Annotated in this window: 12 protein-coding genes; 9 read left to right on the top strand and 3 right to left on the bottom strand. The window is 36.0% G+C overall.

Going from position 1 to position 15833, the window contains the following annotated elements; all coding sequences use genetic code 11:
* Positions 1-160: 160 nt before the first annotated feature.
* The 9 genes from KUV80_RS10505 to KUV80_RS10465 all read left to right on the top strand — a co-directional run bounded on the left by KUV80_RS10505 (position 161) and on the right by KUV80_RS10465 (position 10952).
* On the top strand, positions 161-1423 hold the full coding sequence (locus KUV80_RS10505; protein ID WP_222462664.1) for a glycosyltransferase: 1263 nt from the start codon (positions 161-163) through the stop codon (positions 1421-1423).
* Positions 1424-1426: 3 nt separating this feature from the next.
* Positions 1427-2749 carry a flippase gene (locus tag KUV80_RS10500; RefSeq protein ID WP_222462663.1) on the top strand — a complete coding sequence of 441 codons (1323 nt, stop codon included), beginning with the start codon at positions 1427-1429 and terminating at the stop codon, positions 2747-2749.
* Between the two features lie 204 nt (positions 2750-2953).
* Positions 2954-3967 carry a Gfo/Idh/MocA family protein gene (locus KUV80_RS10495; protein WP_222462662.1) on the top strand — a complete coding sequence of 338 codons (1014 nt, stop codon included), beginning with the start codon at positions 2954-2956 and terminating at the stop codon, positions 3965-3967.
* A gap of 33 nt (positions 3968-4000) precedes the next feature.
* A complete protein-coding gene (locus tag KUV80_RS10490) occupies positions 4001-5338 on the top strand; it encodes a nucleotide sugar dehydrogenase (RefSeq protein WP_222462661.1) in 1338 nt (445 codons plus the stop codon).
* A gap of 190 nt (positions 5339-5528) precedes the next feature.
* On the top strand, positions 5529-6581 hold the full coding sequence (wecB, locus tag KUV80_RS10485; RefSeq protein WP_222462660.1) for a non-hydrolyzing UDP-N-acetylglucosamine 2-epimerase: 1053 nt from the start codon (positions 5529-5531) through the stop codon (positions 6579-6581).
* A gap of 28 nt (positions 6582-6609) precedes the next feature.
* A complete protein-coding gene (locus KUV80_RS10480; RefSeq protein WP_222462659.1) occupies positions 6610-7851 on the top strand; it encodes a glycosyltransferase family 4 protein in 1242 nt (413 codons plus the stop codon).
* A complete protein-coding gene (locus KUV80_RS10475; protein ID WP_222462658.1) occupies positions 7848-8975 on the top strand; it encodes a glycosyltransferase family 4 protein in 1128 nt (375 codons plus the stop codon). Before KUV80_RS10480 ends, KUV80_RS10475 begins: the two co-directional genes overlap by 4 nt.
* A gap of 80 nt (positions 8976-9055) precedes the next feature.
* Positions 9056-10171 (top strand): DegT/DnrJ/EryC1/StrS family aminotransferase, encoded by a 1116-nt coding sequence (locus KUV80_RS10470; protein WP_222462657.1) that lies wholly within the window; start codon positions 9056-9058, stop codon positions 10169-10171.
* A gap of 70 nt (positions 10172-10241) precedes the next feature.
* Entirely contained in the window at positions 10242-10952 is a 711-nt protein-coding gene (locus KUV80_RS10465; protein WP_222462656.1) for an acetyltransferase, read from the top strand.
* Positions 10953-11005: 53 nt separating this feature from the next.
* Here KUV80_RS10465 and KUV80_RS10460 read toward each other — a convergent pair whose 3' ends face one another.
* From KUV80_RS10460 to KUV80_RS10450, 3 genes are all read right to left on the bottom strand, one after another.
* Positions 11006-13276: a cell wall-binding repeat-containing protein gene (locus KUV80_RS10460; protein WP_222462655.1), complete on the bottom strand. Its 2271-nt coding sequence runs from the start codon at positions 13274-13276 to the stop codon at positions 11006-11008.
* Positions 13277-13565: 289 nt separating this feature from the next.
* Complete coding sequence (locus KUV80_RS10455) at positions 13566-14219, bottom strand: hypothetical protein (RefSeq protein WP_222462654.1); 654 nt, start codon at positions 14217-14219, stop codon at positions 13566-13568.
* The gene (locus KUV80_RS10450) at positions 14216-15691 is read right to left on the bottom strand and encodes an O-antigen ligase family protein (RefSeq protein WP_222462653.1); all 1476 of its coding nucleotides are present in this window, start codon (positions 15689-15691) and stop codon (positions 14216-14218) included. The genes KUV80_RS10455 and KUV80_RS10450 overlap by 4 nt, the downstream gene beginning before the upstream one ends.
* Between the last annotated feature and the right edge of the window lie 142 nt (positions 15692-15833).

Here is a 15833-nt window from a genome sequence, read left to right as displayed (position 1 = left end):
AAATTCTACATTTTAATAGTAGATTCGTTCTATTTAGACAAATAGTAATTTTTATTGTTTGAACCAATCAATCATATGGATAAAGTATAATAGGGAAATGAATAAACGGAGATATGTTATGATAGTTGAAATTATTTAAATAAATAGGAGTCAAAACAAAATGAAATCAGACAAGAATCAACATTTAGTAATCTTATCAAGTCGATTTCCTTTTCCTCCCGGAGAAGAATTCCTTGAAACTGAAATAAAGTATTTGTGCAATGAATTTCAAAATGTACATATAATACCTGTTAATTTTATAGACGATTCTTCTGTAATAGAGAGAGGCACACCCCAAAATACAGAAGTATATAAATTAAACCCTTCGCCTTCTTCCCTTAAAAAGACAGACTTAATGAAAAAGATGTTATGGGATTCTCAGGGTAAAGAATGGTTTGTAAGAGAATTCAAATATATTTTTCCTAAATATTTATCTGCCTCTTTAAAGGTTGCCAACTGGATTGGATTAGCTGTCGAAATACGTAATCAACTTTCTAAGATAGTTAAAGATAATCAATACAAGTTATCAGAAACTGTATTTTATTCGTACTGGTTAGGACCTTCTGCTACTGCTCTGGCTATGTTGAAGGAACTGGAGCCTTCAATGAAGATAGTTAGTAGAGCTCATGGGGGTGACCTGTATGCATATCGGCATCGTACACCGTATATGCCAGCTCAAAAAGAAACGGTCAAACGATTAGATAAAGTATTTGTTATTTCACAAGATGGAAGTGACTATTTAAAACGGTTATATCCTAATGTCTCAAATAAGTTTACCGTGAGCAGGCTAGGAACGAAGGCTGCAGCAGGAGAATCTATGCCTTCAAGAGATGGAGTATTAAGAATTGTTTCTTGTTCCAATATGCTTCCAGTTAAACGGTTAGACTTATTAATCGATACGCTCAAGAGATGTGAACAAAAGATTTTTTGGTCTCATATTGGAGATGGACCGTTACGAGAGGAATTGGAAAAAAAGGTTAAAGAGGAAGTGCCTTCTAACATTCAATGGGAATTCCTTGGGCGAAAAAAGAACGCTGAAGTGTTGAAATATTATGAGAGTCACCCTGTTGATTTGTTTATCAATGTAAGTTCTAGTGAAGGTATTCCTGTATCAATTATGGAAGCCTACAGCTTTGGCATTCCTTCTTTTGCAACTGATGTTGGAGGTACGAGGGAATTAGTTGACTCAAGAAACGGTAAACTTATCGAAAAAGATTTCAATGTTGAGGAATTGGCTAAAGATATTGATCAATTTGCATCTTTAAGCAAAGAAAAAAGAGAAAGTTACCGACTGGCGGCTTATAAGAAATGGGAAGAATTCTTTTTCTCTGAAACAAATTACACTCAATATGCAAAATCGTTAAGAGAGTTTGAGGGAAGGTAATCAATGAGTACAGATCGCAGTTTTCTAAAAAATAGTTTCATTACGTTTACAAGGCAAGTATCAAATATTGTAATAGGAATGCTTTTGTTATCTGTTCTAGGAAAATATCTCGGGGATGAAGGGTTCGGGAACTACACCATACTTACGCTTTTTCCAACGGTTCTACTCACATTTCTGACATTGGGTGTAAATACCTCAACTATATATTTTGTTAGCAGAAAAGAAGTGGATTTAAACACGGTATTTAACAACAATATTATTATTGGAACATTATTAAGTATAATAAGTATTCTTGTTGGCTTAATCGCTGTAATGTTTTTTTCAGAACAATTGTTTAAAGATGCTCCAATAGGTTTAGTTTATTTAAGTTTGTTGTCGGTTCCATTTTTATTTTTAAGAGAGTACTTTCAGACCGTTTTTCAGGGACTCCAAGATTTCAAGGCATTTAATACCCTTATGGTTCAAAATCAGCTATCTATCTTAAGTTTTGCGGTATTATTTGTCATTGTTTTAGACTTAGGGCTAAGGGGCGCACTCTCAGCTTTTATACTAGGTAATGCCATTACGGTTGTCACCATGATTTGGAAGCTTATACGTCATCATCAAGTTTCTTTTAGATGGAATAGCTTTTCATGGGAATACTTTAGGAAGTCTGTAAATTATGGACTTAAGGCACATGTAAGCAATTTTGCCAGTTTTTTAAACTATCGAACTGTTGTGTTCATTCTAAGCTATTTTACAACAGGAAGCGCAGTAGGAAGATATAGCGCGGCGATGAACTTAGGGGAACGTCTATCGATATTCGCTGTTTCTTTTTCAAGTGTATTGTATCCAAAAATCAGCTCTACAAATTCTGAAGCTGACCGTAATCGGATTACTTCAATCGTGAGCAGGAACGTGTTTTTGATAACGATTCTAATGGCTGCTACGGTCTTTTTTATGACAGATTTTATCGTATTTACTATCTTCAATGAAGGGTATGTTGAAACCCCGTTATTGTTAAAGATTATGCTACCTGGCTTTGCTTTACTCGCTGTTGAAAAGGTCCTCTCTAACGATATTGCTGGAAGAGGTAGACCTGAATTAAACATGTGGTTATCCATTTATAATGTTATTTTCAATGTCATTCTTAATTTATTTATGGTTCCAAAATTCGGCGTTACGGGGGCTGCAGTTTCAACTACGATTACGTATTTCTTTAGTTTTATCTTGAAAATCGTTATATTTAAAAGACTGACTGGTGAATCTTACTCAAACTTCCTTCTTATAAAGAAAAGTGATTTTCTGATCTATAAAACACTTCTACAGAAAATACGTGCAAGATAATGATAAAAAATATCTAAAAGAGGAAGAAAATACCTGTCTAAGGGGTAAACTAATAAAGTCAAAAATGTGAAATGTTTAACGAAATGATGTTTAGTAGTATGAGATTGAGAATTAATTTTATTGATATTATTGTTAATTAGTATAAAATTATGTTTGGATTTAACTAGTTAACAAACATTTGGTTTTAAAAGGAGAGTTATCTAGATGACTAATTTCGCCATAGTCGGTTGCGGTCACATCGCAAAAAAACATGCTGAGGCCATCGAAAAGGCTGAAGGCGCAAAGCTCATTGCTGTTTGTGACATGATACCGGAAAACATGGAGTACTATACAGAGAAATACGGCGCTAAACCGTATACTGATTTGGACGAGCTATTAAAATTGGACGAGCTTGAGGTAGTAAATATCTGCACACCAAGTGGCTATCACGCACCTATTGCCATTCAGATCGCAAATTCGAAAAAGCATGTAGTTGTCGAAAAGCCAATTGCCTTAACACTTGAAGATACGGATGCCATAATTAATGCATGTAAGGAAAACAACGTGAAGTTATCTGTCGTCCATCCAAATCGTTTTCGCCCAGCAATTATGGAGTTGAAAAAGGCGTTGGACGGAGATCTAGTTGGAAAGCTGAGTCATGCGAATGCTACTGTTCGCTGGAATAGAAATCAAGAATATTATGACCAAGCACCATGGAGAGGCACTAAGTCTCTTGATGGCGGTGTATTAATGAATCAAGCGATACACAACTTGGACTTGCTATTATGGTCCATGGGCGAGGTTGATGAAGTCTATAGTATGGCAGCGACAAGACTACGAAATATTGAAGCTGAAGACGTATCAACCGGTGTAGTACGTTTTAAAAATGGCTCATTGGGTATTATAGAAGCTGCAACTACTATTTATCCTACGAATTATGAGGAATCTTTGAGCATATTCGGTGAAACAGGTACAATAAAAATTGGCGGAAAAACAGCTAATTATATTCAACATTGGGATGTCAAAGAGATGGATGAAACTCAAGTAACTGATATTATGGAATCTGTTAAAGCTGACCCATTTGGAAAGCCAGGACATCAATGCATCATTGAAGATATGGTAACAGCGATTAAGGAAGATCGTGAGCCAATTGTAACTGGTGAAGATGGAAGACGAGCATTAAGTCTCGTATTGGCTTTATATGAATCTGCAGATACCAATAAACCAGTAAAATTATAAAGAAACTCCCCCCTGAAAGAGAGGAATATATTGATGTCTAACGAGTTGGAATTAAGTACAGTTTCAAAGGAATTATTAGGAAAGATCGAATCAAAAACAGCGACTATCGGTGTAGTAGGTTTAGGTTATGTAGGATTACCTCTTGCTGTTGAAAAAGCAAAAGCAGGATATAAAGTAATTGGATTTGATGTGCAAGAAAAAAGAACACAAATGGTGAATGACGGTATTAACTACATTGGGGATGTTGTTGACGCTGAATTAGCTGAGCTAACTTCTTCTAAGCAAATTCGAGCAACTACTGATTATTCTCTTATAAAAGAAGTCGATGCTGTAGCAATTTGTGTACCTACACCATTAGATAAATATCAGCAGCCTGATACTTCTTATGTGGAAAGTTCAGCAACTGAAATTGCTAAATTTATTCATCCGGGCATGTTAATTGTTCTTGAAAGTACAACTTATCCTGGAACTACGGAAGAAGTACTTCAGCCAATCCTTGAAAAAACAGGCCTAACAGCAGGAAAAGACTTTCACTTAGCTTATTCACCTGAACGTGTTGATCCAGGGAATAAAGTATACAATACGAAAAATACACCTAAAGTCGTTGGTGGTCTCACAGAGCAGTGTACGTCAATTGCTGCTGCTATGTACCGTTCCGTGCTTGAAGGTGATGTTCACGAAGTATCGAGCCCTCGGGTTGCCGAAATGGAAAAGATTTTGGAAAACACATTCCGTAACATTAACATTGGGTTAGCTAATGAAATGGCTATTCTTTGTGAAAAGATGGGGATCAATGTGTGGGAAGTTATCGATGCTGCTGCAACAAAGCCTTATGGTTTCATGGCATTCTACCCTGGTCCAGGACTTGGTGGACATTGTATTCCAATCGATCCGTTTTATCTAACATGGAAAGCGCGTGAGTATAATTACCACACTCGTTTGATTGAAACAGCGGGTGAAATCAACAATGCGATGCCAGACTTTGTGTTAGACCGTGTGATGAAAATATTAAATGAAGATAAAAAAGCCTTAAATGGTGCACGGGTTGTTTTACTCGGTGTAGCCTATAAAAAAGACATCGATGATATGCGCGAGTCACCAGTATTGCCAATTCTAGAAAAACTCGAGCTTGCTGGTGCTGATTGGGTTGTGGTTGATCCACATGTACAAGAATTTAAGCTTAATGGCGAAATGTACAAAACACATGAAATTTCAAAAGAGTTATTACAAGGTGCGGACCTCGTTATGCTTACGACAGATCATACAAGCTTTGATTATAATATGATCGCAGAGAACAGTCCTGTAGTCTTTGATACTCGTAATGCATTAAAAGAACAAGCTCCATCTATTAAAAAATATCATTTGCTATAAGAGGGACAGGATGAGATAACCATTCATTTGGGTATCTCTTTTCCTGATTTTAGAACGGTTTTATTCGTCAACAATAGTTGGTAAATGTTTATAATCAGGGTTTCAAAAGAAATGGACACCTTGGTCAAGAGGCGTGCGAAAACTGTTATGTATATATGGAGAAGAGTAAATTTGAAGGAGAATATAAAACATGAAGTTTTTAACCGTACTAGGAGCTAGACCTCAATTTATAAAAGCAGCTCCTGTCTCGCGAGAACTGCGAAAGAATCATAAAGAGCTGATTATTCATACAGGCCAGCACTACGATAAAAATATGTCTGATATCTTTTTTGAAGAGCTACATATTCCTAAACCGGATTTTCATCTAGGAATCGGATCTGCTTCTCATGGTAAACAAACGGGAGAGATGCTTGCCAAAATAGAAGAAATCATCCTAGAAGAGAAACCTGATTATGTACTCGTTTATGGAGATACAAATTCAACGCTTGCTGGTGCCCTTGCAGCTGCTAAACTTCATGTGCCTGTTGTACATATCGAAGCAGGACTTAGAAGTTTTAATAAAAAGATGCCTGAAGAAATTAATCGTATTATGACTGACCATGTATCAGAGTATCTCTTTTGTCCAACCGACACAGCCGTTCATAATCTGACATCCGAAAACATGATGCACAATGTGATTAATGTAGGAGATGTCATGTATGATGCTGTTGAGTATAACCGCCAGCTTGCCGAGAGCAATTCGGATATATTAAACACGTATGGCTTAACAACTAAGGAGTATCATTTAATTACGGTTCACCGAGCTGAAAATACAGATGATCCTGAGAAGATTTCAACTATTCTTGAAGCCTTTTCTGAAATCGAAGAAGTGAAAGTTTGGCCTATGCATCCGAGAACAAAGCATGTCATTGAGCGGCTCAATTTAAGTCTTGACAGTATCCCGAATTTAATGATCGTTGAACCAGTGGGTTATTTAGATATGTTAAGACTTGAAAGTAATGCAAAGAAGATTTTAACGGACTCTGGCGGTGTACAGAAGGAAGCTTATTTTATGGAAGTACCTTGTGTAACCCTTAGAGAGCAAACAGAATGGGTAGAGACACTCGAGGGTGAAGCGAATATTCTCGTGGGTACAGACAAGGAGAAAATTCTTGCAGCTGTAAATAAAAAGGTAGCTCCTATTTACAAGAAACTTTTTGGTGATGCAAAAGCAGCCGAAAAGATTGCACAACATTTTAATTAAACGTTTGATTAAAAATGAGGGTAATTATATGAGAATTACATTATTAAGTCAGCACTTTCCGCCAGAGGTTGGGGCTCCACAAATCCGTCTTTACGAAGTCAGTAAAGAACTAATTAAAAGAGGACATCAAGTAGAAGTCATAACGGCATTTCCGCACCATCCTCATGGCATTATTCCAGATGAATATAAGGGAAAGTTTTATCAGTATGAGGAATACGAAGGTATACCCGTTCATCGATCTTGGATTTATCCAAGTCCAAAAGGAGCATTTTGGAGAAGGCTGGTGTCTTATTTTTCATTTACGTTCAGTGCGTTTTACTCTATGTTGAAAGCAAAGAAAACAGATGTAATCATCTGCACGTCACCTCCACTGTTTTTAGGAATAACAGGTTATATATCTGCTAAACTCAAAAGAGCAAAATTTGTTTTTAACGTAGCAGATATATGGCCTGAGTCAGCAGTAGAACTGGGCATCCTTAAGAATGAAAAATTCATTAAATTGGCGGAAAAACTTGAGGCTTTTTTGTATGAAAAATCCTGGAAGATAGCAACGGCTACTGAAGGGATTGCTGATTATATGTTAAAAAAGGGTAAAGAAAGAGAACGTGTTTTTCTTTTACCTAATGGTGTCAATACAGAGACATTCAAACCTAGAGAAAAAAATATCGATTGGCTGCAAAAGTTAGACTTTGAAGGAAAGAAAGTGTTTACTTTCGCTGGTCGCATTGGATATGCCCAAGGATTGGACTCTGTTATAAAGGCTGCAAAATTAGTAGAGGAAACGAATCCAGAGGTTAGATTTCTTTTTATAGGAGATGGTCCTGAAAAGGAAGAACTCTTAAAACTAAGAGAGAAGATTCAGGCTGATAATGTCATTTTCCACGACTCTGTTCCTGTTTCTGAAATGCCAAATATTTTCTCGATCACTGATTTTAGTATTGTGTCATTAAGAAATATTGCTTTGTTTCAAGGTGCAAGGCCTTCTAAAATCTTTCCAGCTCTCGCTTCCGGTGTACCTGTTTTGTATTGTGGCATGGGTGAGAGCGCAAAATTGATAGAAGATAACGGTAGCGGGATTATAGCCACTCCTGAAGATGAAAAAGATATCGCAAAGAAAATTAGGCATTGTGCAAAGTTAGACGAAGTTGCGTATAGCCATCTTTCAAAGAATGGCAGAGAATTCGTTTGCCGTGAATTCTCTTGGGGAAAAATTGTGGATGATCTGCTAGAAAATGTTCAGGAATTAAAAAAAGGCAGGGAATACGAATGAAAATTTGTCATTTGACCTCTGTGCATTCTGCTATGGATACAAGAATTCTAATCAAAGAGTGCCAATCCTTACAAAAAGCGGGGCATGAAGTGGTATACATTGTCCCGAACGCTGAAGACTCTGTTCAGTTTGGTGTTAGAATCAAGGGAGTCATGTCAACTGCCTCAAATCGATTAAGACGGATGGTTCATACTACCTCTCTCGTTTATGAAGAGGCTATCCGGCAGGATGCGGATGTCTATCATTTTCACGATTCTGAATTAATACCAATTGGTCTAAAGCTTAAAGCAAAAGGAAAGAAAGTAATTTATGATGTACACGAGGATTTGCCTGAACAAATCCTTTCCAAGCAGTGGATACCTGGACCTTTACGTAAAAGTGTTGCGCTTGCAGCGAAACATTTTGAGAAATATGCATCGAAACGCTTTGATGCTATTGTTACAGCTACTCCATATATTAATGAACGCTTTAGAAAATACAATTCAAATTCAATTACAATTCATAACTATCCTCTTTTGCAGGAGTTGATAAAAACTTCAGAAATCCAAGAGGTTTCTAAGCCTTTAGAAGATAATAAGAAGCGTGTTGTTTACCTCGGAGGCATCTATCTTCTGCGCGGAATAAAAGAGATGATTCGTTCCGTGGAAAAAGTGAACGAAATGCACCCAGTAGAATTTCGTTTAGGGGGATCTTTTGCACCCGCCTCATTAGAAGATGAAGTGAAAAAGATGAGTGGATGGAAACATGTAAGTTTTCTTGGATTTTTAAATCGTCATGATGTTAAAGAAGAGCTAAGTCAAGCAAATGCAGGACTTGTATTGCTTCACCCTGAACCCCGCTTTGTCGTTTCTTACCCAATTAAGCTATTTGAATACATGTCAGCCGGGCTGCCGGTGATTGCTTCTAACTTTCCATTGTGGGAAGACATTGTAAGGGAGAATGGATGCGGCATTTGTGTAGATCCACTTAATATAGACGAAATTGCAAAAGCGATTGAAAGTATTTTAACGAACCCAGACAAAGCAGCAGAAATGGGCAGAAACGGAAGAAGAGCTATTGAAGATAGATACAATTGGGAAAAAGAAAGTGAACGCCTGATTGGTTTGTATGAGGGAATATCATAGATTGAAAAAAAATAATGAATTCGATATTCTGATTGAAGATTATAGTTTTTAATAAAATATATTAGAGAGAAGGCTGAAAAATGAAAGTACCTATGTTAGATCTTACTGAACAATACCGAAATCTAAAAGCTGATATCCTTCCTGCTATGGAAGATGTCATGTCAAATGCAAGATTTATTTTAGGTGATAACGTTAAAAAGCTAGAAGCTGATGTGGCTGCCTATAGCAATGTAGACCACGGAATTGGTGTAGCAAATGGAAGTGATGCTATCCATATCGCTTTAACTGCAATGGAAGTAGGACCTGGTGATGAAGTCATCGTTCCGTCCTTTACTTTCTTTGCAACTGCTGGTGCAGTAGCCCGTGCTGGTGCAACACCTGTTTTTGTTGACTGTGACCCAAAAACGTTTAACATTGATCCTACTAAAATTGAAGCTGCAGTTACAGATAAAACGAAGGCAATCGTCCCTGTTCATTTATATGGCCAAATGGCTGATATGGACGAAATCGTTAAAATTGCAAAGAAACACAACTTAGGAATTGTGGAAGATGCAGCACAAGCGATTGGGTCAAAATACAAAGGCAAGAGTGTTGGTGAACTGGGTACTGCTGCTACATACAGTTTTTTCCCAACAAAGAATCTAGGTGCATATGGTGACGGAGGAATGATCGTTACAAAAGATGATGATCTTGCTGAAAAAATGCGTGTTATCCGTGTTCATGGAAGTAAACCAAAATACTATCACCATGTTTTAGGCTATAACAGCCGTCTGGACGAGCTTCAAGCTGCTATTCTTAATGTGAAATTCTCACACCTTGATGAGTGGAGCAACCTTCGCAGAGAAAAAGCGGAAAATTATACAAAATTATTGAATGAGCAATTAGGTGATAAAGTGGTGACGCCGTTCATCGCTGATTACAGCCACCATATTTTCCATCAATATACGATTCGTGTAGAACGCCGTGATGAGCTTCAGAAGTTTTTACAAGAGCAAGGTGTTTCTACAATGATTTATTATCCAAAACCGCTACATCTTCAGCCTGTATTTGCTGAGCTTGGATACAAAGAGGGTGATCTACCTGTTACAGAAAAAGCAGCTGCTGAAGCTATCTCATTACCTATGTTTCCTGAATTGAAGATCGAACAACAGCAATATGTTGTGAAGAAAATTGCTGAATTTTATAATAATAACTAATTCATTTAATCGGTGTTCACCTTTAACGGGTGGACACTGTTTTACATACTAATGGAAGAGGGTGTCGATCATGACAGTACAAAGAGGACAAAATGTTGTAATCGGTAACGATGTAAAATTAGGAGAGAACGTAACAATTGGACATAATGTTGTTATATATGATGGTGTAACAATCGGAGATAACTGCATGATTCAAGATAATGCGGTAATTGGAAAGCAACCTACACGTGCTAAAAATTCTATTCTTCCGGAAGTCAAACAGCTTCCGCCTACTTTTATTGGATCAGGTGTAACGATTGGCACTTCAGCTATCATCTACGCTAACGCAGAGCTTGCTGATGATGTTTTTGTAGCGGACCTTGCTACCGTTCGTGAGCGAGTAACAATCGGTGAGAAGACGATCGTAGGACGCGGGGTATCTGTAGAAAACGATTGTAAAGTAGGAGTTAAGTGTAAGCTGGAAACAAACTGCTATATCACAGCCTACTCAGAGCTTGGTGATTATGTATTTATTGCACCGTACGTAGTAACAACGAATGATAACTACATGGCTCGTTCAAAAGAACGCTATGATAAGTTTAAAGGGGTTACGATTAAAAATGGAGGACGAGTAGGAGCAAACTCTACGATTCTTCCTGGTAAAGTAATAGAAGAAGACGGAACTGTAGCCGCAGCCAGTGTAGTAACCAAAGATGTACAAAAAGAGGAGCTTGTTGTTGGTTCACCAGCACGTGTTTTAAGAAAAGTTCCTGAAAATCAACTTTTAAGAAACCAAGAATAATAAATAAACATAATCAAAAAGCACACGATTTCCTCGTGTGCTTTTACTATAGTTTAGTACAATTTTTTTGGAGTTGTGCCAGGATAATAAAATTTGAGTATTTCTGTATATGGTAGTTTCTCTCTTGCCATTTGTTTCGCACCATATTGACTCATTCCTATACCATGCCCAAAACCTCCGCCATTGATAACAAAGGCAGTTTTATCTGTATTTTCGGCATAGCTCTTGATATATGGACTTGGCATAATACTTGTCCCTATCATGGAGCGAATGTCATACGCCCTTCTTTCAACTGTCTTCGTATTTGTTTTTAAAACAGTTTTTCCTTCTTTATTTGTTTCCATTACATAGCCATTCGCTGTTTTTTCGTAATAAGTAAAAGTAATACTACCATTAATAAGTTGATCAGCATTAAAAGAAGTTGTAAAGTTAACGTCTTGTACATCTGCGATACGAATGTCAGATGTAGATGCTATATATTTATAAGACTTTAAATAGTTTTTGAAATTAGCCATAAAGCTGTCCGCTTCTTTGGCATTGTTCCACCAGTTGTCTAGTTCTGCTGTTTTTGTATGGTCTAAAGTATTTAACGTTTTTGAGTCAATCTGTTTTTTTGTAATTGAAAACGACCAATTTTTCAATGTGCTTTGGCTTCTTAAATCATATGGATCATCTGTTAAAACAGAATATGGCAGTCGAGCAGATCCCCAGGAGTTTTTATTTGTTAAAACTTTCCCGCCGTTTGACGAGTAATAGAATGCTTGAGCTACGCCATTTGGATTGGCAGATGAAACTTCAGAAGGGTGTGTAAGAATTAATCCCTTTGTTTCAGCAACAGCCTGATTGCTTGTTGCATACCAACTTGGTCCCCATATATAGCCTTTATACACTTGGTTTGCCTGACTATCATCAATCGCCATATTGCCTTTTCTAAAAACAAATGATCTCGCAGCTACAGCTTGAGCTTTCAGCGCTTCTTTTTCCCACGAATAACTCATCTCCGCTGGTAATACCCCTTTTAGATAATCTTCTAGAGGAATATTCTCATTTGTCGGCCTAATGTATCCACCTTCAAGAGCAAACTTTATATCACCTAAATAGGAAAGATTATTATCGATTCTAATTTCTGAAGAAGTACTATATTTATCTGGTCCTAGCGTAAATGTGGATGCATTAAAATCCTTTATCTTTGTTGATCCTTTATAAAGCCAGAGCTCACTTCCATCCTTTTTAACCGTGTAATCCTGATCAGGAGTTAACACCGCTGGTAGATTTGTCATAACAGTATCTGATACAGAAGCACTACCACCTAATACGGTAAATTCAGATATTGCTTTAGAATCTATTATGTTCTTAGTTGCACTAGGAACTGAATTAGGCATTGTTAACAGCAATGGTGCATTTTGTTTAGCTGCATAAACAGATCCTGTAAGAGCATCAGCAAAAGTAAGCCCGGTAGCAACGAAGGCACGATGAGAGGACATGTTTAATTCTTTCAGGATATTTGCAGCTACTTCAAATCGATCAGCGCCACCAATTCGGTCTGCGCCTGGTAGCTTAGAGTATACAGTTGGCCCTACACTTGCTTCTCCACCAACTACAATTGTTTTAGTTGTTTTATTAGCTTTAAGAGCTTCTGCTGTTTTTGATGGAAGCTTATTAGGCTGTGTTAGCAGAATAGGATATCCTTTTCTGGAAGCATATGGTGCAATTGCAAGTGCATCCGGAAAGTTCATTCCGTTTGCAACGATAGAAGTACCAGGAGTACCTAATTCACTTGAAATCTTCTGTGAGACTTCAAAACGGTCTGCTCCGCCAATTCTTCTTACTGAGATATTGCTGTTGATGTTCTTAATATCTTTGACTACATTATCTGAAACACTGCCTGTCCCTCCGACAATGATAACTTGGCTCGGCATAATAGTTTGAATGTCTTTTTTTGCTTCACCTGTTAGGAAATCTTTTTGAGTCAGAAGAATAGGACCTTTATATTTATAAGCCAATGGTGCTGCAGACAGAGCATCCGCAAAAGCGTTATAGTTTGCTAGAATGATAGTCTCAGCACCATTTCCCCAGCTATTGGCTGCAATTTTGGAAGCAACCACAAAACGGTTTGCCCCATCAAGGCGCAGGGAATCGTTTGATTGAATTCTGAATTGTCCTTGTGTGTTGATTGCTAAAGATGTTTTATTTCCTATGTAATTTTGAAGTTTTACTGAAACGGTTGGTTCAGCTGCTGAACTTTTTCCTACAGGTGTTAATGCAATTGATGAGATTAATAGAGTTGATACAAAAAATCTATTAATCTTCTTATTAAAATTCAAAAAATCTCCCCCTATTTGTCAAGTAACTACTCACAAAATATATTATACTTAAAAAATACCATAAATGGAAAAAACAATTGAAGATTAAACTACAATTTCTGATATTTTTTAATAAAAATATACAATTTATATTAAATTATTACATATTTTCATTATTTTTGAATAGGTAATTTGTAATTATTCTATAATGTGTATCGGATCAATTTAGAAATCATTAAGGATCTGGAAACGAATAAATAAAAAAACATCCTCCCTTAGACGAGAAGATGTTTATTAGTGTGTAAAAATTTTATTTTCTAAAAATTTCAGGTAATAAAAGGATCATAGAACTAAGAATCAAACCAATCAAAAAGCCAAACACTGCTGTATTTCTGGAGCTTTCTTGATCTTGTTCTAATTGAACTTCTTTCAATTCTCTTACGCCATTCTTAATATCAAGTATCATGAGTTCGTATTCACTTGCAGTTATCTCAGATTCAGGAGTAGCCAATGATTTTCCTTCTTTTAATATAGCTTCAATTACACTTCTTTTATTTTCTGAGTTACTAAGATATTCATTTACTACTAATTTGAGTGTGTTTTCAGTTTCTTTAGGTTCATCCCCTGTGTAGCTTATTCCTAAAACTTTAGCTGGTTTTATAACAAAATTGAGTTTAGACTGGACAGAATTGATGTCCAAGTCTGGTTTTCTTTCTTTTAATGACTTTAAAATATCATTTGTAAAGTATATCTTGGCATATTCTGCATCTGTAAATTCGGGTACTTTAACATCAATATCTTTAAAATTAAAACTAGCAAGCTGGATTTCTGCCTTAGCTGTATATGATGTTGGACCTTGTTTTTGAAAGAGATAAGCCGTTCCGGCAGTAAGAAATGGAATTAGAATGAGTAGTAAAAACCACTTTTTTAGACGTTTTAAAATTCTGTGTATTGTTTCTTTCATATACTTTCCTCCGATTTGAGAGAACTGAATTTGTCTTTCGATTTCCAATAATTAATAAACCCTATAGCAAAAGCGAAAAGCAGCCATAAATAATTCAATGTAATCTGAGAACTGGGACTAATACTAGCTAGGAAAAACGCTATTAATGCTGTACACAGTGCCTCAGCAATCATCCGGCTGTTACCGCTAGCCTCTCTAAAGATATAGAATAAATAATAGATTAAACCCATATAAAGAAGCAGGTAACCAGCAAATATTAATATACCATAATTAACCATGGTTTCAATCCACCAATTATGAATATTCACTATGGTATGGGTCGGATATTTTCCAAATTCTTTCATGTAGTATTCTGAATTTCCCGTTCCAATACCCAAACCGAATGATTCACTAATGAAGTTAATCGAATTTTTTATGAGGTTGATTCTGATATTAACTGAACTGCCTTCAACAGTATTTGTAAGAGTAGCTAATAGACTAAATATAGAAGTAAAACCACTGTAAATTTTCTCTGGTATTAGAACAATTACGATGGTACTGACACAAAGCAGGGCAGTAGCGATGTAACGTTTAACTTGACGAGTAGTAAACATCAGAAACCAAAATGCTAAGCCCATCAAAATTGCAATATAATTTGCTCGAGAAGATGTTAAAGACATTATATATAAGGCAAATAACAAAATGCCCATTGCTCCTGCTTTTATTAATAATTTTTTGGAGTTATTCCATAAAGCTAATACAACAAAGAAACTAATGGATATGAAACTTGCAAAATCATTCTCGTTTGCAAATACAGAGGTAGGAATAGATTTTTGATATGTATCAATTCCATAGAATCTTGAGACAGGAAAATGAATTAAAGTCAGATTATTAATTAATCCAAAAACTAGCAATAAGAAAAACATGAAAATCCATATATAAAATAGGTTAAGGTAATCCCGCTCTTTCTTAAATATGAAAGTAATGAAAAGGATTAAGCTTATTCCAATAAATAAAAAAATAAAATCGACGATCCCAGCTTTTATAGATTTTGCCCAACTTAAAGATGTAAGAGCATAAAAGATCCAAATAATATGAAACCAAATAATATTTTTTACTTTTATTTTTGACCAAGTTAGTATTTCGTCTCTTTGAAAATATTTAATAAAAAATAAGGGAAGAACCATCAAAAATAAAATCCGATACGGAAACAAGCTAAATGGACCTACATTAACGCTTGCAATCGCGGGCCCAAAAAAAGAACTGATAATTAACAGATAGAGCAAATTTTCTAATGGTGAATTGCTATATATGAACGGTTTAAACACTATAAAAATTAATACGGCAGTAATAAAAAGTACACATGCTAGGAGCACTTTTTCCGAGTTAGCTGAGAATAATTTATTTGATAGAACCCAGCCTAATATAACTGAGCATAGCGACGCTAAAAATACTTGATAAATGAGATTTTTTTGTACTTTGATAAATAACATGAAACTCGTATAGACTCCTTTCTTATTCCCTATCACAATAACTGAGTATATCACATTATAGGTAAATGTTATTATGAGAACTAACGGTTTTACATGAATTTAAAAAGTTGTAACTTTTCTTCAAATAATCAGAAAAAATACA

It is taken from the genome of Fictibacillus nanhaiensis (assembly GCF_019801215.1).
GTDB classification, from domain to species: Bacteria; Bacillota; Bacilli; order Bacillales; family Fictibacillaceae; genus Fictibacillus; species Fictibacillus nanhaiensis_C.
Note: the sequence above shows the minus strand (reverse complement) of the source record. Positions and strands in the feature narration are given on the sequence as shown.

What these genes read in the sequence shown, in the direction of transcription:
- KUV80_RS10505 (WP_222462664.1), top strand. Translation starts at nt 161, where the DNA reads ATGAAATCAGACAAGAATCAACATTTAGTAATCTTATCAAGTCGATTT.
- KUV80_RS10500 (WP_222462663.1), top strand. Translation starts at nt 1,427, where the DNA reads ATGAGTACAGATCGCAGTTTTCTAAAAAATAGTTTCATTACGTTTACA.
- KUV80_RS10495 (WP_222462662.1), top strand. Translation starts at nt 2,954, where the DNA reads ATGACTAATTTCGCCATAGTCGGTTGCGGTCACATCGCAAAAAAACAT.
- KUV80_RS10490 (WP_222462661.1), top strand. Translation starts at nt 4,001, where the DNA reads ATGTCTAACGAGTTGGAATTAAGTACAGTTTCAAAGGAATTATTAGGA.
- wecB (WP_222462660.1), top strand. Translation starts at nt 5,529, where the DNA reads ATGAAGTTTTTAACCGTACTAGGAGCTAGACCTCAATTTATAAAAGCA.
- KUV80_RS10480 (WP_222462659.1), top strand. Translation starts at nt 6,610, where the DNA reads ATGAGAATTACATTATTAAGTCAGCACTTTCCGCCAGAGGTTGGGGCT.
- KUV80_RS10475 (WP_222462658.1), top strand. Translation starts at nt 7,848, where the DNA reads ATGAAAATTTGTCATTTGACCTCTGTGCATTCTGCTATGGATACAAGA.
- KUV80_RS10470 (WP_222462657.1), top strand. Translation starts at nt 9,056, where the DNA reads ATGAAAGTACCTATGTTAGATCTTACTGAACAATACCGAAATCTAAAA.
- KUV80_RS10465 (WP_222462656.1), top strand. Translation starts at nt 10,242, where the DNA reads ATGACAGTACAAAGAGGACAAAATGTTGTAATCGGTAACGATGTAAAA.
- KUV80_RS10455 (WP_222462654.1), bottom strand. Translation starts at nt 14,219, where the DNA reads ATGAAAGAAACAATACACAGAATTTTAAAACGTCTAAAAAAGTGGTTT.
- KUV80_RS10450 (WP_222462653.1), bottom strand. Translation starts at nt 15,691, where the DNA reads ATGTTATTTATCAAAGTACAAAAAAATCTCATTTATCAAGTATTTTTA.